Origin of the sequence: Staphylococcus lugdunensis (assembly GCF_001558775.1) — a bacterium.
Lineage (GTDB): Bacteria > Bacillota > Bacilli > Staphylococcales > Staphylococcaceae > Staphylococcus > Staphylococcus lugdunensis.
The window spans coordinates 2,476,408-2,498,362 of sequence record NZ_CP014022.1 but is presented as its reverse complement, the minus strand read 5'-3'; the positions used below and the strand labels follow the sequence as shown (position 1 = coordinate 2,498,362).

General features: G+C 34.0%; 19 protein-coding genes. 5 read left to right on the top strand and 14 right to left on the bottom strand.

Annotated features, from left to right (window positions below; translation table 11 throughout):
* Position 1: 1 nt before the first annotated feature.
* Positions 2 to 304, bottom strand: coding sequence for an Asp-tRNA(Asn)/Glu-tRNA(Gln) amidotransferase subunit GatC (gene gatC, locus AL499_RS11730; protein WP_002477947.1), 303 nt, complete (start codon positions 302 to 304; stop codon positions 2 to 4).
* Between the two features lie 492 nt (positions 305 to 796).
* On the opposite strand from gatC, the gene putP reads away from it, so the two are divergent.
* Positions 797 to 2,335 carry a sodium/proline symporter PutP gene (gene putP / locus AL499_RS11725; RefSeq protein WP_002492726.1) on the top strand — a complete coding sequence of 513 codons (1,539 nt, stop codon included), beginning with the start codon at positions 797 to 799 and terminating at the stop codon, positions 2,333 to 2,335.
* Between the two features lie 332 nt (positions 2,336 to 2,667).
* Here putP and AL499_RS11720 read toward each other — a convergent pair whose 3' ends face one another.
* The 11 genes from AL499_RS11720 to AL499_RS11670 all read right to left on the bottom strand — a co-directional run bounded on the left by AL499_RS11720 (position 2,668) and on the right by AL499_RS11670 (position 14,662).
* Positions 2,668 to 3,057 carry a VOC family protein gene (locus AL499_RS11720; protein ID WP_002461363.1) on the bottom strand — a complete coding sequence of 130 codons (390 nt, stop codon included), beginning with the start codon at positions 3,055 to 3,057 and terminating at the stop codon, positions 2,668 to 2,670.
* Between the two features lie 164 nt (positions 3,058 to 3,221).
* Positions 3,222 to 4,412, bottom strand: a complete 1,191-nt coding sequence (locus AL499_RS11715) for a CamS family sex pheromone protein (RefSeq protein ID WP_002492732.1) — start codon at positions 4,410 to 4,412, stop codon at positions 3,222 to 3,224.
* A gap of 12 nt (positions 4,413 to 4,424) precedes the next feature.
* On the bottom strand, positions 4,425 to 6,428 hold the full coding sequence (gene ligA / locus AL499_RS11710; RefSeq protein WP_002492735.1) for an NAD-dependent DNA ligase LigA: 2,004 nt from the start codon (positions 6,426 to 6,428) through the stop codon (positions 4,425 to 4,427).
* Positions 6,429 to 6,431: 3 nt separating this feature from the next.
* On the bottom strand, positions 6,432 to 8,624 hold the full coding sequence (gene pcrA, locus AL499_RS11705) for a DNA helicase PcrA (protein WP_002492700.1): 2,193 nt from the start codon (positions 8,622 to 8,624) through the stop codon (positions 6,432 to 6,434).
* The gene (gene pcrB / locus AL499_RS11700; protein WP_002492712.1) at positions 8,624 to 9,316 is read right to left on the bottom strand and encodes a heptaprenylglyceryl phosphate synthase; all 693 of its coding nucleotides are present in this window, start codon (positions 9,314 to 9,316) and stop codon (positions 8,624 to 8,626) included. The genes pcrA and pcrB overlap by 1 nt, the downstream gene beginning before the upstream one ends.
* A gap of 139 nt (positions 9,317 to 9,455) precedes the next feature.
* Positions 9,456 to 9,758, bottom strand: coding sequence for a YerC/YecD family TrpR-related protein (locus tag AL499_RS11695; protein ID WP_002461369.1), 303 nt, complete (start codon positions 9,756 to 9,758; stop codon positions 9,456 to 9,458).
* Positions 9,759 to 9,853: 95 nt separating this feature from the next.
* Positions 9,854 to 11,149 (bottom strand): adenylosuccinate lyase, encoded by a 1,296-nt coding sequence (gene purB, locus AL499_RS11690; protein WP_002477941.1) that lies wholly within the window; start codon positions 11,147 to 11,149, stop codon positions 9,854 to 9,856.
* A gap of 375 nt (positions 11,150 to 11,524) precedes the next feature.
* Entirely contained in the window at positions 11,525 to 11,704 is a 180-nt protein-coding gene (locus AL499_RS11685; protein WP_002492702.1) for an NETI motif-containing protein, read from the bottom strand.
* Entirely contained in the window at positions 11,685 to 12,287 is a 603-nt protein-coding gene (locus AL499_RS11680) for a DUF2179 domain-containing protein (RefSeq protein ID WP_002477940.1), read from the bottom strand. The genes AL499_RS11685 and AL499_RS11680 overlap by 20 nt, the downstream gene beginning before the upstream one ends.
* Positions 12,288 to 12,360: 73 nt before the next feature.
* Positions 12,361 to 13,200 carry an NAD(+) synthase gene (gene nadE, locus AL499_RS11675; RefSeq protein WP_002477939.1) on the bottom strand — a complete coding sequence of 280 codons (840 nt, stop codon included), beginning with the start codon at positions 13,198 to 13,200 and terminating at the stop codon, positions 12,361 to 12,363.
* Positions 13,193 to 14,662, bottom strand: coding sequence for a nicotinate phosphoribosyltransferase (locus AL499_RS11670; RefSeq protein ID WP_002492724.1), 1,470 nt, complete (start codon positions 14,660 to 14,662; stop codon positions 13,193 to 13,195). Before AL499_RS11670 ends, nadE begins: the two co-directional genes overlap by 8 nt.
* Before the next feature lie 175 nt (positions 14,663 to 14,837).
* Here AL499_RS11670 and AL499_RS11665 point away from each other — a divergent pair, with 175 nt between their 5' ends.
* Together AL499_RS11665 and AL499_RS11660 are read left to right on the top strand one after the other, a co-directional pair.
* Positions 14,838 to 15,905 (top strand): nitric oxide synthase oxygenase, encoded by a 1,068-nt coding sequence (locus AL499_RS11665; protein ID WP_002492703.1) that lies wholly within the window; start codon positions 14,838 to 14,840, stop codon positions 15,903 to 15,905.
* 21 nt (positions 15,906 to 15,926) lie between these two features.
* Positions 15,927 to 16,718, top strand: a complete 792-nt coding sequence (locus AL499_RS11660) for a prephenate dehydratase (protein ID WP_002492721.1) — start codon at positions 15,927 to 15,929, stop codon at positions 16,716 to 16,718.
* Between the two features lie 540 nt (positions 16,719 to 17,258).
* Here AL499_RS11660 and AL499_RS11650 read toward each other — a convergent pair.
* Together AL499_RS11650 and AL499_RS11645 are read right to left on the bottom strand one after the other, a co-directional pair.
* Positions 17,259 to 18,821, bottom strand: a complete 1,563-nt coding sequence (locus tag AL499_RS11650) for an SLC13 family permease (RefSeq protein WP_002492713.1) — start codon at positions 18,819 to 18,821, stop codon at positions 17,259 to 17,261.
* A 135-nt stretch (positions 18,822 to 18,956) separates the two neighbouring features.
* Positions 18,957 to 20,042: a glycosyl hydrolase family 28-related protein gene (locus tag AL499_RS11645; RefSeq protein WP_002492718.1), complete on the bottom strand. Its 1,086-nt coding sequence runs from the start codon at positions 20,040 to 20,042 to the stop codon at positions 18,957 to 18,959.
* Between the two features lie 117 nt (positions 20,043 to 20,159).
* On the opposite strand from AL499_RS11645, the gene AL499_RS11640 reads away from it, so the two are divergent.
* Both AL499_RS11640 and AL499_RS11635 read left to right on the top strand, forming a co-directional pair.
* A complete protein-coding gene (locus AL499_RS11640; RefSeq protein ID WP_002477934.1) occupies positions 20,160 to 20,714 on the top strand; it encodes a cysteine hydrolase family protein in 555 nt (184 codons plus the stop codon).
* 54 nt (positions 20,715 to 20,768) lie between these two features.
* The gene (locus AL499_RS11635; RefSeq protein WP_002461385.1) at positions 20,769 to 21,698 is read left to right on the top strand and encodes a manganese-dependent inorganic pyrophosphatase; all 930 of its coding nucleotides are present in this window, start codon (positions 20,769 to 20,771) and stop codon (positions 21,696 to 21,698) included.
* Positions 21,699 to 21,955 lie beyond the last annotated feature (257 nt).

The window sequence follows — 21,955 nt, the reverse complement described above, 5'->3', positions numbered from 1 at the left end:
CTTAAGCGTCCTCCTCATTCATGATGGCTGGAACTTTAAACTGACCATCTTCTGTTTCTTTTGCATTTTTTAATGCAAGTTCTTGAGGAATACCCTCTTGAGCTTTATCTTCACGTAACACATTTTGTAAATCTAAAACGTGATATGTTGGCTCAACACCTTCAGTAGCTGCACTATCATTTTGTTTTGCAAAATCTAAAATACTTTCAAGCGTTGTTGCCATTTCTTCAGTTTCTTCAGGAGAAATTTGAAGTCTTGCTAAGTTAGCGATATGTTCAACTTCTTCGCGTGTTACCTTTGTCATTAAATTAAAAGCCTCCTTATTACTCATTCATCATAAAATTGTATCAAATTTCGACACAAAAATCTAAATATTTATTACATTACACGGGAGCAAGACAAAAATCTTATTTTATAATAAAGCTTTCGGTGCCACAGCCCAACTTACTTTAGTTTAAGGCTATTAAATTAAAAAACTATTGAAAAATGTAACGTTCGGTAATGTGTGAATTAGCTCAGCAATACATCATTATCCCTTTTATGTCTAAAAGCATTAAAATAATGTTACTCATTTATGATATTTATGCCATTATCCTAGTTACATATACAAAATCCAGAATTTTAATAGCATAGTATTCATTAATTTAAAAATTCTGAATATAAAATCTATACTTAAAATACCTTATTAAAAACTTATATTCCTTAAAAATTTAGAAGGCATAAAATTTATCTTCTCTATCTCATTCATCATATTGTATAATATTACATGTAACTAAAAATAAAGGGGGTTCTTCATATGTTATTATTGGGTTCTACATTGCAAAATCAAGTGCAAACAGACTGGCAAACGTATATTATGATTGCCATTTACTTTATTATTTTACTGATTATCGGATATTATGGCTACAGACAAGCAACAGATAATATTAGTGAATACATGTTGGGTGGTCGAAACATTGGCCCTTACATAACTGCATTATCCGCAGGTGCTTCAGATATGAGTGGCTGGATGATTATGGGACTTCCAGGTTCTGTCTATAGCACTGGATTATCTGCTATTTGGATAACAATCGGACTAACACTTGGCGCTTATCTTAATTATATTATTGTTGCACCGAGGCTTAGAGTTTATACCGAAATAGCTGGGGACGCTATCACACTTCCAGATTTTTTTAAAAATAGATTAAATGATAAAAATAACATCCTAAAAATATTCTCTGGTTTAATCATCGTTATATTTTTCACATTATACACGCATTCCGGATTTGTTTCTGGTGGCAAACTGTTTGAAAGTGCTTTTGGACTAAATTATCATATCGGTTTGCTTCTAGTAGCCGTCATTGTTATTGCTTACACGTTTTTCGGAGGATATCTAGCGGTATCAATTACTGATTTTTTCCAAGGCGTTATTATGCTAATTGCAATGGTCATGGTACCAATTGTTGCTATGATGCAACTTAATGGATGGGATACTTTCAATCGTGTTGCTGAAATGAAACCAACAAATTTAGACTTATTTCGTGGAACAACAACTTTAGGAATTATTTCCCTTTTTGCTTGGGGATTAGGATACTTTGGTCAACCACATATTATCGTACGTTTTATGTCAATAAAATCACATCAATTGCTTCCTAAAGCACGTCGCCTAGGAATTAGTTGGATGGCTGTTGGTTTATTAGGCGCTGTCGGTGTGGGGTTAACAGGTATTGCTTTTATTTCTGATACTCATATCAAAATGGAAGATCCAGAAACACTATTTATCGTCATGAGTCAAATTTTATTTCATCCACTTGTTGGTGGCTTTTTATTAGCTGCAATTTTAGCGGCGATTATGAGCACCATTTCATCTCAATTATTAGTTACTTCTAGTTCACTAACAGAGGATTTTTATAAATTAATTCGTGGGGAGAAACATGCTGCTGAGCATCAACGAGAGTTTGTTCTTGTAGGTAGATTATCGGTACTAATTGTCGCAATTGTGGCATTAGCAATCGCATGGTCTCCAAATGATACAATTCTTAATTTAGTTGGAAATGCTTGGGCCGGTTTCGGTGCTGCCTTTAGTCCTTTAGTGTTATATTCTCTTTATTGGAGAAACTTAACGCGTACCGGCGCACTAAGTGGCATGATTGCTGGTGCGGTAGTCGTTATTATTTGGATTGTATGGATCAAACCTTTGGCAACAATCAATGAAATTTTCGGTATATACGAAATTATCCCTGGATTCTTAACTAGCGTTATAGTAACTTATGTTGTCAGTTTATTAACACAGAAACCTGGAGATTTTGTCAATAAAGATATTGAAAAAGTCAAAACCATAATCCGTGAAAAGTAAATGTAAAACATTTGCGCGTTATATTTAAATGTAAAGATAATATAAGACTTACAATTTCATCTTGGATATGCTGAATTATTTGTGTCTAATGACATCAATTGCATCTTTTTCATCATGTTGTTCATTGTGGCTTGCTAGTCAAATATTATCTAGCATGGAGTAATGCAATTGTAATATCACGATATAATTAATACCGCATCATTTATTTAGCATATGATTTTTTAATTTAATTAAACACACCCTAAAAGGTAAACGTTAGTCTAACTTTTAGAGTGTGTTTTTCACTAGATAATTTAACGCTATTGTTTATATAATTCCATAAATTGTGGCGCCTATTCTTTAAAATAATCAGGCATCTTTAACTTCGTCTCTTGATTAACATCATGATATATCTCAATTGTAAATTCTGCTGGAGACATAAAGTAAAATGTATAAGCATTATGCGTATAGGTTGGTTCTTCAGAAGCATAACCATCTTTCGTAAGTCGTTCATACATCGCATCGACATCTTCAATACTTTTTTGCGGAAAACCAATGTGCAATTCTTTAGGATATTTAAAATCATCGCCATAAATCAAATTAAAGACAAAATGATTTTCATCATGCATAGCCACGAACTGTTTACCCGCGTTAACAAAACATGTCATATCGAAATATTTTTCGAAAAATGTTTTAGCCTTTTGTACATCTCTAACTACCATGTTTAAATGTTTTAATTCCATAAAACCCAACCTATCTCATTAAATTTATTTAATACAATGTGAAATAATAACCATTAAAGTTATTCACTTAATAATGGTGTATTTGATTCATTTCCCTAAACTTATTTAAATAAACAAAAGGCGGATATGAACTAATATAAGTCCTTCCGCCTTTAAAAAAGTTTCTAGTTATTATAAATATGCACTTGTGGCTCTTTGTCATCTTTTGATTTACTGATTAAAGCTCTTGAAGTATTACCGTCTTTAATACGTATTTCGTAACTATCGATGTTATCAAAATATTTATTAGCTTGTTCAGTAACATATTGAGTGATTGCAATCGTTTCAGCTTGCCCATAATAATCTATAGGTAAATCTACTGTAAGTTGACGTGGTTTTTTATCTACAAATTTCACTTTACCTGCTGCTTGAGTAAAGTTTGTAAAATATGACTGTAAATTATTATTAAATTGCTTAAAGTTATTGTTTAATGTCTCGTTTAACTTATCTGCATCATCTGAAGGCAATAAGACTGTTTTTTCATTAATGGACTTCCAATGATTGATCGTAGTTTGGCCATCATCTGCAGTTGTTTGTGCGATAAAGCTTCCCGGAGAAATAGAGTCTTGACCAGATTGTTTATAGATAGCAAAATGAATCGGTATATCTTTCAAGTCTTCGTTTGCACGTAAACGAGATAGTATTTCAGATGCCATGGATTTACCTTGTTTCTCAATTTCTTTGTCATCTAAATTTTCACTATATGTTTCTCCATCTTTTTCCTTTTGGTAATAATAAACACTATTCATTGCTAGTCCAATAGTCATTCCTTTAATATTTGAACCTTTTTTATCCCTGTTGCCATAAAAATCTTGTTCTAGTATATTCGATAAATATGCAGGAGATTTTTTAGCAATTTTAGCTTTGTCTGTTTCTCCATGATGTGATGGATTAAGGCCTAAATTCTCATTTGCATTTTTATCCTTTTGTTCGCTTTCACTCATTTTGTCAATTTCATCTTTAGTAAATTTAGGCTCAAGATATGCATTAATTGTAGACTTCGATAGATATTGACCATCTTGGTATAAATACTTGTCAGTTGAAAAGACGTCTTTGCTTAAATTCAACAGCCCTCTCTCAAAATCTTCTCCATTATATCCATTCGTCATATTATCCTGTAAAATACCACGCGCTTTGCTTTCTTTAAATGGGAGTAAGGTACGATAGTTATCACCCTGTACATCTTTATCAGTCGCAATTTGATTCGCACTGTTTGGATGATCGGCTGATTTATCTTTTCTATCATCTTGATTACCGTTACTACAAGCCGCTAATATAAATAATACTGAAATCAATAAAATTATTGTCCGCTTCATCGCCGTTCTCCTCTACTCCATTATTTCCGTTTGCTTGTTAATAAAGTCACTTTCTGACCAAATTTCAGTACCAAACTTCTGTGCTTTTGTTAATTTAGACCCTGCATCTTCACCTGCAATAACTAAATCTGTGTTTTTAGTTACACTATTGGTCACTTTTGCACCTTGTAACTGAAGCCAATCAGCCGCTTCTTTACGAGTCATCTGTTCTAGTTTGCCCGTTAATACAATTGTTTTATCTTGAAACTCTGGGTGACCAGCTAATTCTGAAATCTTTACCCCTTTAAAAGTCATATTAACATCTTTGTTAGCTAATTTAGAAATCAATGATTGAATATCTTCATTTTCTAAGTATGTGACGACAGATTGCGCAAGTTTGTCACCAATATCATGAATGCTTATAAGTTCATCTTCGGTAACAGTTAACAAACGTTCTATCGTCTCGTATTTCTCAGCCAAAACATAACTTGCTTTGGCACCTAAATGACGAATACCAAGACCAAACAGTAAATGTTCTAAAGAATTAGATTTAGCTTTGTCGATAGCTTGTAATAGATTCTCTACTTTCTTTTTACCCATGCGTTCTAAGGGTAATAAATCTTCTTCAGTTAAATAGAAAATATCTGCAACATCTTTAATCAATTCATGCTGATAGAGTTGCTGGATGATTTTCGTTCCTAAACCATCAATATTCATAGCTTGTCTAGATACGAAATGAATAAGTCCTTCAACCAGTTGAGCCTGGCATTTTGGATTGATGCAGCGTAAAGCTACTTCACCTTCAATTCTTACTAACTTATGTCCGCAGCTAGGACAATGCGTTGGCATATGATACGTTTCGGCATCATTGGGGCGCCGCTCGATAATACTTTTTACCACTTCTGGAATAATGTCTCCTGCTTTTTTCACAACAACACTATCTCCAATGCGAATATCACGCTCATGTATTAAATCTTCATTATGCAATGATGCACGTGAAACTGTGGTTCCGGCCACTTTAACTGGTTCTAGAATAGCCGTAGGTGTTACTACTCCGGTTCTTCCTATGCTTAATTCAATGTCTAACAGCCGTGTAACTACTTCTTCAGCAGGAAATTTATATGCAATTGCCCATCTAGGCGATTTTTGCGTGTAACCCATCTCTTCTTGTTGTGCTAAATCATTAACTTTAATCACGATACCATCAATATCATAAGCTAATGATTCACGTTTCGCAGTCCATTTTTCAATGTACGCCAATACACCATCAATATCACTCACACACTCACGTTCTTTATTCGTTTTGAAGCCTAAGCGATCCAGTTCATCCAAAGCATCACTTTGAGTTGTTGCATTAAAATCAGAGAAATCATTGACACTATATAAAAATACACTTAACTTTCGTTTAGCTGCCAACTTTGAATCTAATTGCCGCAACGAACCTGCAGCAGCGTTTCTTGGATTTGCAAACGGTTGTTCGTTATTTTTCTCTTTTTGTTTATTTAAGGACATAAATGAAGCTCTAGGCATATATGCTTCACCACGTACTTCGAAGTTTAATGGCTCTTTTAATTTCAAAGGGATAGCATGGATCGTTCTTAAATTTTCAGTAATATCTTCTCCAGTCGTACCGTCTCCACGCGTCAATCCTTGCACAAATTTTCCGTTTTCATATTTTAAAGATACTGCTAAACCGTCAATTTTCAGCTCACACATATATTCTACCTCACCTATGTGATCACGAATGCGTTGATCAAAACGCTTTAAATCCTCTTCATTAAAGGCATTACCTAAACTAAGCATTGGTGTATCATGTCTAACCTTTTCGAATGAAGATTGGGCTTCACCGCCAACACGCACCGTTGGAGAATCAGTCGTTTTATACTCAGGATGATCCGCTTCAATTTGGATTAATTCATGAAGAAGCTTATCATATTCGCTGTCAGGAACAGAGGGGTTATCCTGAACATAATATTCATAACTATATTGATTTAATAAATCATGTAATTCATTAACACGATGTTGCAAATTATCCATGATTTAATCCTCCTTTTTTTCAATCGGTGCAAATTGAGCTAACAAGCGTTTAGGACCTTGTGACTTAAATATAATATCTAATTCTACAGAGCCATTTTTCTCATTAACATGACTAACCATACCTTCGCCCCATGCTTTGTGTATGACCTTATCTCCAACATGCCAATCCGATGACTTAACCTCTCTCTTAGGAGAAGTAACTCGTTTACTATAGCCACGTTTTACCATAGATTTTGACTTAGGTGCAATGGTTTGACGTTTATCTAGGTTTGGTAATTCTAATAAATCTTCAGGTATTTCTTCTAGGAAACGGGATGGCATATTAGATTGTGAGCGTCCGAACAGCATTCTACTTGTAGCTCTAGTAATATAAAGTTGCTCTTCTGCACGTGTTATAGCCACATAACAAATTCGTCGTTCTTCTTGCATGTCATGATCATCATCGCTTTTAATCGCTCTAATATGAGGGAATAATGATTCTTCCATTCCCATTAAAAATACAATAGGAAATTCAAGACCTTTAGCCGAGTGCATTGTCATCATTGTTACGCCATCATCAATTTGTGCTTCATCAATATCTGCTACTAATGATAAATCTGTTAAGAAATTAATTAAAGATTGTTCTTCAAGTGGCGTATTTTCTTCATAGTCTTTAGGCACTGACATAAATTCATCAAGGTTTTCCAAACGACTGCGTGATTCTATCGTTTGCTCTCGTTCTAACATAGCGCGATAACCTGTTTTTTCTAATATTTCTTCTACAATTTCACTGATTTCTAAAAATTCTTGTTCTTTAATCAAATTCTGTAATAAATCATAAAACTGTATACATCCTTGTGTTACTTTTTTAGAAAGTCCGATAAAGTCCGCTTCTGATAATGCATCAAACATACTGATATTATTTTGTAATGCATATGCCTGAATTTTCTCAACAGAAGATGGTCCTATACCTCTTTTTGGAACATTGATAATACGTTGTAAACTAATATCATCATTACTATTTGCTACGATTCTCAAATAACTAAGTAAATCTTTAATTTCCTTTCTGTCATAGAACTTTTGACCACCAACCATAGTATAAGGAATATTTGATTTCATAAATGTTTCTTCTAGGACACGTGACTGTGCATTTGTACGATATAAAATTGCAATGACGCCATAGCTTTTGCCATTGCGCTGATGTTTCATGACTTCTCGTACGACATATTCTGCTTCATCTCGCTCGGTCATGGCCTCATAATACTTAATTTTTTCACCATTGGTATTGGCTGTCCAAAGTCCTTTAGGCTTTCGTTCAGTATTATTTTTAATCACTTCATTTGCTGCATTAAGTATTGTTTTCGTTGAACGATAATTTTGTTCTAAATAGATGCTTTTAGCTTCAGGATAGTCTTCTTCAAAAGATAATATATTTTGAATATCTGCGCCACGCCAACCATAAATTGATTGGTCTGAATCACCTACTACACATAAATTTTTAAATTTACTGGCTAACATTTTCACTAATGTATATTGAGCTTTATTGGTATCTTGATATTCATCTACATGGATATATTGAAATTTATTTTGATAATATTCTAATGCATCTGGAACACGCTCAAATAACCGGATTGTAGTCATAATTAAATCATCAAAATCAAGCGCTTCATTACGAGATAATTGTCGTTGATAACCACTATAAACAGTAGCAATCATCTGTTCGTGATAATTATTCGCTTCTTTTTGAGCATCGTCGGGTGTCTTTAATTCATTTTTTAAATTACTTATTGCTGATATAAACATACGTGGTTCAAATTTTTTACTATCAATATTTTCATTTTTTAATACATCTTTAATGACTGATTTTTGATCTGTCGGGTCTATTATAGTAAAATTTCGTTCGATGCCAATGCGATCAGCATCTCTACGTAAAATTTTGACACACATCGAATGAAATGTTGACATCCAGATAACTGATGCTTCTTCACCGACTAATTGTTCAACACGTTGCTTCATTTCTTTAGCTGCTTTATTGGTAAACGTAATTGCTAGTATGTTATATGGCGAAACACCTTTTTCATTTAATAAATATGCAATTCTATGCGTAAGCACTCTTGTTTTACCTGAGCCAGCACCAGCCATAATCAAAAGTGGCCCTTCTGTCGTTCTCACGGCTTCGCTTTGTTCGTCGTTCATATTTGCAACTAATGAATTCATTACTGAAACTCCTTCTTAATTTTTACTGTTTTCAATGCTTGCTTAATATCTGTATAGATTAAATCTCCAACCACAATTGTATGCGCATAATTGGCCATTTGCTGTGCTTCTGACAACGTAGATATACCGCCACCATAAAATAATTGCGTGCTAGTCAAGGTTTCAGCTACTGACTTAACTTTTTCTACATCACCATAAATACCACTATATTCTATATACATGATTGGTAAATGATATAGCTGATCAACCATTTGAGCATAAGCAATGAGATCTTCTTCATTTAAAGCTGTTTGCGCTTGTGTTACTTCAGCTACTTTGCTTTCTGGATTAAGTACGATATAGCCTTCTAAAAACAGTTCATCAAAATTGATAACATGTTCATATTGTTTTAATGCCTTATGTAACATACCATTTTGATATTTAACATCTGCACTATTTAATACTGTAGGCACGAAATAAAAATCAAATCCTGGCATAACGCTATCAATATTGGAAATTTCTAACACTAAAGGAATAGGATATCTACGTACTCTACTCATTAAATGCAATACATTATCTTCTGTTACATTATCTGTGCCACCAATAATAATTGCGTCTGTGTTGGACATACAAATTGCATCTAAATCGCTGTCATTAATAACTTTTGCAGGGTCTAATTTAAATACATGGCGCCATTCTTTTAAATCATACATACAAGTATCTCCTTTTTTAACATACCTTAAATTATATCATTTTCTATTCTCATTTCTAAACTATTATGCCAAATAAATTCGATTATCATTACGTCAAACATGGCTGAGACAAAATCATTGTCCCAGCCATGTTGTAACACTATTCTTTTGTCTTAATATTTAATCGGTCAAGAATCATTGTATATGCATCATTACCCCATTGTAATGAGCGTTTTACACGTGAAATCGTTGCAGTTGATGCGCCCGATTCTTGCTCTATCGTTGCATAGGTATAACCCTGCTTTATCATTTTAGCTACTTGTAATCGCTGCGATAATGACTGTATTTCATTGACGGTGCATAAATCATCGAAGAATTGATAACACTCTTCTCTATTTTCAAGAGTGAGTATTGCATCAAATAATTCATCTAATGCTTTCCCACGTAATTTTTCAATTTGCATCGTTAACAACCCCTAGACTCATTTTCAATATTTAATCTCATTTTAACGTACTAAATGATTAAAGTGTAGTCAAATATACGCAAGAAGTTAAGGAGTTATTCTAAACCAGCACGATTAAAAATTGTATCCACTTGATTTAAATGGTGTTTTGGATCAAAGCATTCGTCTAATTCATCCTTAGATAATACATTTGTAATTGTTTCATCTTGTTCAATTAATTCGCGGAACGGTGTTTTCGTTTCCCATGATTCCATTGCTTTTGGCTGTACTTTATCATAAGCTTCTTCTCTTACCATTCCTTTATTGATAAGTGCTAATAATACACGTTGCGAATATATAAGACCAAATGTTTTATCAATATTATTTCTCATATTATCTTCATAAACAGTTAGTCTATCTACAATATTTGTAAAACGGTTAAGCGCATAATCTAATGCAATAGTAACATCAGGTAACATAATACGTTCAGCAGAAGAATGTGATATATCACGTTCATGCCATAAAGGTACATTTTCATATGCAGTTGTAATATAGCCTCTTATTACGCGAGATATGCCAGTGATATTTTCTGATCCGATTGGATTGCGTTTATGTGGCATAGCAGAAGAGCCTTTTTGTCCTTTGGCAAATGCTTCTTCAACTTCACGTGTTTCTGTTTTTTGTAAGTTTCTAATCTCTACTGCAAATTTTTCCATAGACGTAGCTATAAGCGCTAGCGTTGCAATATAATATGCGTGACGATCCCGTTGTAATGTTTGTGTTGAAACTGGCGCTGCATCAATACCTAAGTGCTTACACACATAGCTTTCAATTTCAGGAGGGATATTCGCAAATGTACCAACAGCACCGCTCATTTTCCCTACTTCAATTTCTTTGCGCACCTCTTTAAAGCGCTTTAAGTTACGTTTCATTTCCGTATACCATAGTGCCATTTTGATACCGAAAGTTGTAGGTTCAGCATGCACCCCATGCGTACGTCCCATCATTAAGGTATATTTGTATTTTTGAGCTTTTTCAGCTAGAACAGTTATAAATCGTTCTAAATCTTTTTCAATGATATCATTGGCTTGTTTAATGACGTAACTTAACGCTGTATCTACGACATCAGTTGAAGTGAGTCCATAATGCACCCATTTTCTTTCTTCTCCAAGTGTTTCTGAAACTTGTCTTGTAAAGGCAACAACATCATGACGTGTTTGTTCCTCTATTTCTTTAGCCCGATTGACATCTACTTTTGCATTTTGGCGAATTTTTTTAACATCGTCTTTAGGAATATATCCTAATTCACTCCATGCTTCACAAGCTAAAATTTCTACTTCTAACCATGCTTCGTAACGATTTTGATCTGTCCATATCTTTGACATTTCTTCTCTTGAATAGCGCTCTATCATTTTTTTAACTCCTATCACTAGTAATTTGATGAATGACTCAACATTAAAACTGTACAATAATACGAAATAAAACGAAAAAGTTCGTTTTTTAATCACTTCAACCTTAGCTTATCAAAATTTCAATTAAATGTATAAAGTTTTTCCTTACTTTCATATTCTATGATAATCTGAATACGAAAACAATTACTATCAACATTTTTACCACAAAAAAGGAGCCGGACAGAATTCATTATGAATTCGTATTCCCGCCCCGATATGGTTGACTAGAATTAAAAAAGCTTGGTATCAGCGTGTTTTCAATCCAGCCAACTACTGCAAATATATAGTTCATAGCCTAAATTATAAAGATGTTCCAAACTGTTTATCTTAATAGAACTAATCTGTATTCAATTTCTTTCCTATAAAAATGACTTCCTGTTTTAATACTTCTATGCTACCGTCAGCAAGCCCTTGAAATATAGGCTTTTCAATTCGACGTATTGGTATATATCCGTCAGAGCGCATGCGTTGTATACATTCAGTTATTGTTTCATTGTCATTTACTTGGAATTTCATAATCCACAACACTTTCTAATTCTTCAGGTTCATAAGCTGCTAACTTACGTTTACGTACACCTTTCGTCCAGAAACCACCATGTATATTTCTAGGCTCATATGCAATAATAAATGCTTTAGGATCTAGATTTTTTATGGTATCCATTAATTTAAGCTCATATTTGCGTGGAGTTAATATTTGCATCACCATACGACTGCCATCGCGTCCAAAAGCTGCGTAGTGTGTCACACCATAGCCTAAATTTCGCAATTCATTCGGCAAATCATGTTCGTATTCACCAGAGGTTACATTAACTACAACATAACCTAGCGCTAACTTTTCTTCTATTTTCATACCAACGATAATTCCAACAGAAAAGCCCAGCGCATATGCAAAAATGTTTTGTATTTGATCTAAACTTGACATTACTAATCCTAAACCTACGACATAGACTAATACTTCTAAAAAGCTCACGACTGCAGCAACATATCGATATCCTTTTAGTGTTAGAATCGTCCTCATGGTTAGGAATGTCACATAGCACACATTAATAATAAAAATAGCAAATACCATGAGCCATGGGTTTTGTGCAATTGCAGACATAAAATTCCTCTTTTCATTCATCAAATCCAGATTATTTTATCAGCCAAACTGATTTTTGTCACTAGTTTTTTTATTAACTTTCAGTATTCATATCACTTTTGGGCCAGCTATATCGTGTATAAGCCAGTTCTCTTTTATGAGCATTTCTAATATAATGACGTTCAATTGTTTGACGAGCTGCCTCAGATACACCTTTTCCTTCTAAATAATCATCTATATCATTATAAGTTACACCTAACGCTTCTTCATCTGGTAATTGCGGTTTATCATCTTCTAAATCAGCAGTAGGAACCTTCTCATATAAATGTTTAGGTGCATGTAAGAAGACTAAGAGTTGGCGTCCTTGACGTTTATTCAAACCGAAAATTGGCGCAATATCTGCAGCACCATCACCATACTTAGTAAAAAAGCCGGTAATATTTTCCGCAGAATGATCCGTACCAACAACAATGCCTTGCGTATGAGATGCGATGGAAAACTGTACTTTCATGCGCTCTCTTGCCTTTTCATTGCCTTTTTGAAAATCTGTTAACTTGATACCCGCTTCTTGTAGAGAAGTAACACTTTGATCTACAGCAGGCTTGATATTTACAGTCACTACTTTATCAGGTTGAATAAACGCGATTGCATCGTCAACTTCAGCTGCATCTTTTTGCACACCATACGGTAATTTAACCGCAATAAATTCGCATTTACGACCTTCTGCGTTTAATTCATCTACAGCTAGCTGTGCGAGTTTACCAGTTAACGTTGAATCCTGTCCACCAGATATGCCAAGAACTAAACTTTTGATGAATGAATGTGATAGTACATAATTTTTAATAAATGACTTAATACTTTCAATTTCTTCTGCTTCATTAATCTCTTTTTTAACTTTCATTTCCTTAACAATGATATCTTGTAACTTAGTCATTTTCTTCCTCCATCTCTTTCACGTGCTCAGCAACCTCAAATATACGTTTATGTTTATTTTCCCAACATGCTGTACTTAAATCAACGGGATACTCTTGGGGATTTAAATAACGTTTATTTTCATCCCACAATTGAGATAATGCTTTTGTTAAATAGGCTTGCGCCTCATCTTCAGAAGGTAAATCATAAACCAGTTTACCTTGTTCAAAGATTACATGGTGTAAATCAATAGCATCAAATGATTTAATATATTTCATCTTATAAGTATGAACCGGATGAAACATTTTCAATCGACTCTCATTATTAGGATTTTCGTGTTCTAACGTTATATAATCCCCTTCCGATTTCCCTGTTTTCTTATTAATGATGCGATATACTTTTTTCTTACCTGGTGTCGTTACTTTTTCTGCATTATTAGATAATTTAATACGATCAACGTATTGGCCTTCATTATTTTCAACGGCAACAAGTTTATATACCGCACCCAAAGCTGGCTGATCATAACCAGTGATTAATTTTGTACCTACACCCCAAGAATCTACACATGCACCTTGGGATTTCAAGCTCATAATAGTCTGTTCATCTAAATCGTTTGAAGCAATTATCTTAGCATTAGGAAAACCTGCTTCATCTAACATTCGACGTGCTTCTTTAGACAAGTAAGCAATATCGCCAGAATCTAAACGTATACCAACAAAATTAATCTTATCTCCTAATTCTTTAGCAACTTTAATCGCAGTTGGTACACCTGACTTCAATGTGTGAAATGTATCAACAAGAAAGACACAATCTTTATGTCGTTCAGCGTATTTTTTAAATGCCGTATATTCATCCCCATATGTTTGTACTAACGCATGCGCATGTGTACCTGAAACTGGCAAACCGAATAGCTTACCCGCACGCACGTTACTCGTTGAATTAAATCCTCCAATATAAGCAGCTCTAGCTCCCCACAAAGCAGCATCTAATTCTTGTGCACGTCTAGTTCCAAATTCCATTAATATATCGTTCGGGGCTACTTGACGAATACGACTGGCTTTCGTTGCAATTAAAGTGTGAAAATTGATGATATTCAGTAATTCTGTTTCCAACAATTGTGCTTGAATTAAAGGCGCTTCCACCCTTAACATGGGTTCATTTCCAAAGCAAAGCTCTCCTTCTTGCATCGCATGAATATGGCCAGTAAATCTTAATTGCTTTAAATATTCTAAAAAGTCATCCTGATAACCTATAGATGCAAGATAAGCAATGTCTGAATCTGTAAATTTAAAATTTTCCACAAACTGAATTACCCGTTTCAAACCATTAAATACTGCATAACCACTATCAAATGGCATATTTCTAAAATACAAATCAAAAACTGCCATTCGCTCATGTATGCCGTCATGCCAATAACTTTCTGCCATATTTATTTGATATAAATCATTATGCAACATTAAACTATCATCACTATATTGATACACAAGACTCTCTCCAATCGATCTTTTTATATATTTTATCATAATTCAAACATTCAGAATAATTTAGTTGTTTAATACATACTTTATGTGATCTGCTTTAAAAGACAAATTAGTGACAATGTAATCTTTTTTATGGCCTTTTAATAGCTCTCCATTATAATGGTGATGAGGTGAGCATATGTTAAGGGAAAAAGCCATACAATTTATCCAAACTATGTATAGAGAATTAAAATATTCACAAACTAAAATGAATGCTCGTATACTACAAATAGAGCAAGAAATTGAAGAATCTGGTATTTATACACATACATTAGAAGAATTAACGTATGGTGCCAAAATGGCATGGAGAAATTCAAATCGTTGTATCGGTCGACTATTTTGGGAATCGTTAAACGTTATTGATGCGAGAGATGTTCAAGATGAATCGTCCTTTATAAATTCAATCCATCAGCATTTATCTTTAGCAACAAATGGCGGAAAAATAAAACCTACAATTACTATTTTTTCAGCGGAAAACCCACCTAAAATTTTCAACAATCAAATCATTCGCTATGCTGGATACGATGACATGGGTGACCCTGCAGAACGAGACGTGACTCGTCTAGCACAACACTTAGGATGGCAAGGTAATCATACAGATTTTGATGTGTTACCATTAATCTTTCAAATTCCTGGGAAGCGTGTAACATATCATGAACTTCCTTCTGAACTTGTGAAAGAAGTTGATATTATACATGAGCATTACCCTAAATTAAAAGCACTTAATTTAAAATGGTATGCCGTTCCTATTATTTCAAATATGAACTTAGTTATCGGTGGCATCACATATACCTGCGCTCCTTTTAACGGCTGGTATATGGTCACTGAAATTGCAGTTCGAAATTTTACTGATTCTTATCGCTATAATTTATTAGAAAAAGTTGCAGATGCTTTCAATTTTGATACACTAAAAAATAATACATTCAACAAAGATCGGGCATTAGTTGAATTGAATTATGCGGTCTATCATTCATTCAAATCGCAAGGCGTTTCAATTGTTGATCACTTAACAGCTTCTAAACAGTTTGAACTTTTTCAACAAAAGGAAGCTCAAGCAGAACGCCAAGTGACTGGTAAGTGGTCCTGGCTGGCACCGCCATTATCGCCAACTTTAACCGATAACTATCACCATGGTTTTAATAATGAGATGAAAGATCCAAATTTCTATTATAAAAAGAACAAAACAACATCTTGCCCTTTCCATTAAACACGCATATGGGGGTCAACTATGAAATTACATTATTTAGGTCCAAAGGGCACTTTTTCTTTTTTAGCAAGCCAACAAATCGTCTCAGAGCCATCAATTGATCGGTGTGCACAGTCCAACTTGCTTGAGGTTATTTTAGCTGTTGTAAATAATAAAGAAGATATGGGAATCGTTCCTATCGAAAATTCTATCGAAGGGACGATTAATATGGTTGCAGATGCACTAGCACAACAAGATATTTTTGCCCACGGGGAAATTATCATAAACATTCACTTTGGGTTATATGCATTGCCCCATACATCACTTTCTGATATTTCTACCGTTTATTCGATTGCACCAGCGATTAGTCAAACACGTAACTTTATACACCAACATGGTTTTAATTACGATTATGTCGATAGTACTATTCAGAGTTTAGATAAAATTACATCGACGACTGCAGCAATTGCACCACTGGGCAGTGGAGAACGACTAGGATTTAAGGCCTTAGCATCAAATATTGAAGATTATCCGCATAACACAACACGCTTTTTAATCATCAAAAATCATAATCATTTTAAACCGTATACCAGTCAGACCATACTTGTTATAACACCTCAGTCCGATAAACCCGGCCTATTAGCCAGCATATTAAATACATTTGCATTATTTAATATTAATTTATCATGGATAGAATCACGACCTTTAAAAACAGAACTTGGAAAATATCGATTTTTTGTCCAAGCTGACAGAGGTTTAAATAATGAATTAAAAAAAGTGATTTCAATATTAGAAACATTAGACTTTAAAATTATCGGTTCGTTTTCTAATTAAAAATGATTCTGAAATAGTTTTAATGGCATCATTTTGAAGAAAATAAGACGGGAGCTTCTAGTAATTTTTTATAACGCACCTCGTTAATTTAGTTTAGTGGTATTTATTAAATGATACGAAAGTGCCTTATTTTTAAAGGTATAATTACATGTTAATACGCAGTATTTATGGCGAGACTCCTGAGGGAGCAGTGCCAGTCGAAGACAGGGGCCCCAACAAAGAGAAATGCGAAAAGCATTTCGTCAAGCAAAGCAAGTTGGGGTGGGGCCCAACAAAAAGACTTTCCAAAAGAAAGTCAACGAACAACGCGAGTTGGGGTGGCTGAGACGGCACCCTAGGAAAGCGAAGCCATTCAATAAGAAGTACTGTGAAAATAGAGAACAGCAGCAAGATATTTTCTAATTGAAAATGATCTTACTGCTGTTTTTCTGAGATGTATGTCCCAGACCCTATTTTTTTGGAATTTATATCCCTACCTGTATTATTTTAAATTTTTATCTTAAACTGTATTTTCTTGTATTAATATTTATACTTTAGCCATTATTTTAATGGTAAAGCTTTTGAAATATCAATACCTAAAATGATAGGCATAAAGAAATAAACTACAATAATGATAAGTACGGCACTAATGAGATTGACCCAAAAACCTACATAAGCCATTTCCTTAATTTCTAATTTCCCAGTACCAAACACGATTGCATTAGGCGGTGTTCCCACAGGTAACATATAAGCACAGTTCGCTGCCATAGCTGCAGGAACCATCAATAATAATGGGTGTACATCAACAGCTACAGATAATGATGCCAATATTGGTAATATCATCGTCGCTGTTGCTGTATTGGAAGTTATTTCTGTTAAAAACAGGACAAATAATGTAATAACAGCTACAATAATCATCGGGCTAACACCATCTAAAGATTTTAATTGTAAACCTAACCATTTAGCCAAACCACTCTCTGATATCCCTTTCGCTAAAGCTAAGCCACCACCAAATAAAATTAGTACTCCCCATGGTAATTCTTTAGCCACTTCCCAATCAATGATTCGTTGAAACTGTTGTTTGTTCTTTGCGGGTATAATGAAAAGTAGCACTGAAATAAATATGACGATGGTACCATCAGCTATTTCTGACGTTACAGACCAATTATTCAATAAAAATTCACGCGAAATCCAGAGTAAACTTGCAAATACAAATATAGCCTGAACAACCTTTTCTTCGTACTTCATTTTGCCAAGCTCATCTAATTTTGATTGAATCAATGATTGTCCGCCAGGCAAATATTTCATATCATGTTTAAAAGCTACATATCTTAAATATGCCCATGTTAATGCAATAAGTATAAATACAGTTGGAATACCAATAATCATCCATTTAGCAAAACTAATTTCTTGTCCAAAATGTTGTTCAAATTGTCCTTTCAAAATTATTAATGGTGGCGTTCCTATCAGTGTGCCAAGACCACCTATCGTTCCTGCATAACCTATCGCTAATACTAAAGATTTTTCAAATTTGTGTAAGCTGACTTTGTGTTTTTCTTTATCATTCAATTCATTTGCTTCTTTAATTATAGCTAGTCCAATAGGAATCATTATCATGACAGCTGCTGTGTTTGACACAAACATTGATAGAAACCCTGTTGCTATCATAAAACCCAATAATATTTTGGCTGTACTTGCCCCTATATACTTGATAATTGTTAAGGCAACACGTGTATGCAAATTCCATCTTTCCATTGCAATAGCTAGAATGAAGCCACCTAAAAATAAGAAAATAATATCATTGCCATATTCTGATGATACAGCTTCAGGTGATAACACATGACCAATTGGTAATAAAATTAGCGGTAAAAAACTTGTTGCTGCAATCGGAATTGCTTCTGTTATCCACCAAATTGCAATCCACACAGTTATTGCTAATACAAAAACCCCTTTTTCTGGCAAAGCCGGTGGATGAAAGAAAATTAATATTAAAGCAAAACATAGCGGCCCTAAAATAAGTCCTAATAATTGCCCTAAATTGTAAGACTTTTTTGTACTATTTTGCGAGAAAAATGTTAAATAACTTGATGTCCGTTGCTGCGAGTCATTTTTTGAAAATAACATCGCTTCCACCCCCTACATCTTTATGTTAATTATCAAAATATTCACTTAATAGATGATAATTATAAGTATTATACCATATAAAAAAACACCCTTTTGAAAATTAATTCAACAGAGTGTTCGAGTAAATAAATTTTATTATTCAATATTAATTAAATTTATATTGATTTCTTCAGTTTGATTTATGGTCACGTCTTTGGCATCTTCAACATGTATCGTTTTTTCAGCATTATCAAATGTATTAGCCGAAATGCAAACAGTTTGATGCTTCACATTATTATAGCTGCGTATGTGAATAGCATCTTTAGTCATCTTACCTTTAAAATGATTGTTAATAATATTGATATTTCTACCTGCCTCTGTTTGGTGTTCCTGCCCCAGCATATCAGCCGCATTTTTCCCATCTTTCACTGCTAAAAAGCGGATGCCTCCAGCACAGCTAATAAAATGATTATGCGCAATAAATGTATCTTTCCATTTTAATGGTGTCACTGCATAGTCAGTCATCCCATCAAAAACATTATTATTTATGTGAACATTTTCATAAAAATGTTGATAACGACTCGCATGAGAACCAATCGCCCGATTCCAAGGACCCATGCCAGCTGTTTCAGATTTTCCAAAGTAGCAATTTTCTATCACTACATTTTTAGTTATCGTACCATCACGCGTTCCAAATTTTGGAAATGCTCCAGGCACTTGTATATCGAGTTGAACAGCTTCTGAAAACCAGCGATCTCCATCTACATCTCTAAATCCAATAAATCGACATTGCTTTATATATAAACCATTAATTCCACAAGCATCAATACAGTGACCTCCTACAACATTTCTAATGGTGACATCCAACAAATGTATATCTTCAGCATGTCCAAAACAAAGTGCGGTATTATTATAGGGACAATTTTTACCGTTCATATCAAAGGTGCCCCCTTTAATATGGATATGACCATTACCACGATATTCATGATAGAAAATATATGGTTTCCCATTTTTCAATAAGGCATCTTTACCTGTTCGCAATAAAGTGGTTTGCTCATCTAGCAATAATGTCGTTCCTTCATAAATAACTAATGCTTTATTTATATGAAATTCACCCGCAGGTATATAAACCGTTTGTCTTCCTTTTCTTCGATGTGCAATATTAAGTGCTTTTTGAATCGCCCGTCTATCTGCACGTCGATTCTTGCCTTTCAACCCATAATCTTGTGCATTGATAATCATATCGCACCTCCTCAAAAAAAGTTGTAACTGCAGTGTCCTATGGCTATACTTATTACTATAAATACATCATATCACATTACACGTTTTTCTTTATTTTAAGCAATTTGGGAGGCAAAAATGATTAAGAAAGCATTAATCGTAGTTGATTATTCAAATGATTTTATCGCAACTGATGGAAAATTAACGTGCGGACATCCAGGTCAAGCCATAGAGGAGTATATCAAATCCCGATTGGAAGCATATCATGCCGCACAACAAGACATTATTTTTACAATGGATTTACATTACGAAGAGGATATTTATCATCCAGAAACCCATCTTTTTCCACCACATAATCTTGCGGGCACACATGGACGAGAATTGTATGGAACGATAGGTGATTTCTATAAGCAACATCAAGATCAAAAGCATATTCACTATCTCGATAAACGTAGATATGATTCTTTTTATGGTACACCTCTTGATTCTCTTTTACGTGAACGGCATATTGATACCATTGAAATCGTAGGTGTGTGTACTGATATTTGTATTCTTCACACAGCGATTTCAGCATATAATTTAGGCTACAATATTCATATACCAGCCAAAGGGGTCGCTTCCTTTAATCCAGCTGGACATGCTTGGGCGTTGCAACATTTTAAAAATACATTGGGCGCAGAGGTAGAAGAATAATCTGAAAACGTGCTAAAATAAAAGATATCATATTTAGTAAGGGAGAATAAAAGCATGACAAAAACTTATATATTCGGGCATAAAAATCCAGATACTGATGCAATTTCATCAGCTATCATTATGGCAGATTTTGAACAACTCAGAGGTAATACTGAAGCAACTGCTTATCGTTTAGGTGACGTAAGTGCAGAAACACAATTTGCGTTAGATCATTTTAATGTCAATGCACCCGAACTTTTAACAGATGATTTGGAAGATCAAGATGTTATTTTAGTTGATCACAATGAATTCCAACAAAGTTCAGATACGATTTCTGGTGCTACAATTAAACATGTTATTGATCACCATAGAATCTCTAACTTTGAAACAGCAGGACCTTTATATTATCGTGCTGAACCAGTGGGTTGTACAGCTACTATTTTATATAAAATGTATAAAGAGCGTGGTTTTGAAATTAAACGTGAAATTGCAGGACTTATGGTGTCTGCAATCATTTCAGACAGCTTATTATTTAAATCACCAACTTGTACTAAAGAAGATGTTGCCGCTGCTCAAGCACTAAAAGACATCGCTCAAATAGATTTAGATAGTTATGGTTTAGATATGCTTAAAGCAGGCGCATCTACTACAGATAAATCTGCTGAATTTTTAATTAATAAAGATGCAAAATCTTTCAACATGGGAGATTATGTCACTCGTATTGCACAAGTTAACACAGTAGATATTGATGAAGTATTAGACCGTAAAGATGAATTTGAAAAAGTAATGTTAGAAGCAAGTGCCAATGAAAAATATGATTTATTCGTGTTAGTTGTCACTGATATTATCAATAGTAACTCTAAAATATTAGTTGTTGGTGCTGAAAAAGAAAAAGTTGGCGAAGCATTTAATGTTAAGTTAGACGACGGTATGGCATTCTTAACTGGTGTTGTATCACGTAAAAAACAAGTTGTTCCTCAAATAACTGAAGTTTTAATTAAATAAAAATTTTACAGTTTAATTGAATATTAATTAAGTAACGATTTTCATTGCTCATGCTGTGGAAATCGTTATTTTTTATAGTGAGTCAATATTTATATCATTTTTTCACATTACATCCTCCTACCCTAAATGCAAACACAAAAACTGAATTAGTATGATTATAATGAGCCATATATTACAATGACAATGATATGTATTTATCTTATTAGACATGCTTTTATGGTCAAAACGTAATTATGAGTTTATAAAAAATGAGTCTG